General features: G+C 63.0%; 1 protein-coding gene. It reads right to left on the reverse strand.

Translation table 11 applies throughout. From position 1 onward, the window contains the following. Positions 1–1,070: ATPase domain-containing protein (locus SO140_RS46030; RefSeq protein WP_498544210.1), on the reverse strand; the 1,070-nt coding region annotated here is incomplete at both ends.

Raw genomic sequence — 1,070 nt, forward strand, 5'->3', positions numbered from 1 at the left:
CGCCGATGCGGAACTCTCGGATCGTGTCCTCATGCGGGCCGGTCCGCTTCTTGACAACCGAAATCGCCCGGCGCACGCGGCCTAGCGCCTCGAAGTACCGCAGCAGGATCACGGTGTCGGCGAGATAGGTGACGTCTACGGGCGCCTTCATGTCGCCGACGAGCCCATGCTGGGCGACGATGAGAAACGTTGTGGCACCTCGCCTGTTTAGGTACTGCAAGAGCTCATGCATGTGGAGCACCAAGGCGTGCTCGCCACGCATGGCGGCTTGGTAACCGTTGAGGCTATCGATCACCACCGTCTGAGCGCCGTGAGTCTCGACGCAGCGTCGCACGCGCGAGGAAAATTCACCAGGCGTCAGCTCAGCTGCGTCGATTTGCTCGATGATGAGCTGCCCGGCATCGACCATCGCCTGAAGATCGATCTTCAGGCCCTTCGCGCGCTCGAATAGGATGCCCAACTCCTCGTCGAAGACGAACATGGCCGCGCGCTCGCCGCGATTTGCTGCGCCTTGGATGAAGGTGAGCGCAAATAGCGACTTGCCCGTTCCCGCCGGGCCGAGAACAAGGACGCTCGAGGCACGCTCGACACCGCCGCCAAGGAGCGCGTCTAGTTCGCCGGTCTCGGTCCTGAGAACGTCACGCGAGTAATCTGCCTTGTGCTCGGCCGAGACGAGTCGTGGGAAGACCTGAACGCCGCCCGTCGCAATGGTGTAGTCGTGAAAGCCGCCCCGAAACCTCCGCCCACGATATTTGACGACGCGCACCCGCCGCCGCTCGGCACCGTACTCGGGCGCGGTTTCTTCCAGGCGGATCACGCCATGCGCAACCGAGTGCACCGTCTTGTCAATTAGGTCGGTAGTGAGGTCGTCGAGCAGGAGAACGGTCGCGTTGGCCTTTGCAAAATAGTGCTTGAGACTCAGGATCTGGCGCCGGTAGCGCAGCGAGCTCTGGGCGAGCAGCCTGATCTCGGAGAGGCTGTCGAGCACGACCCTCTGCGGCTTCACGCGCTCGACGGCCTCGAAGATGCGCTTCGTCGTCTCGCCGAGCTCCAAGTCGGAGGAATAGAGC

It is taken from the genome of Bradyrhizobium sp. UFLA05-108 (genome assembly GCF_059803455.1).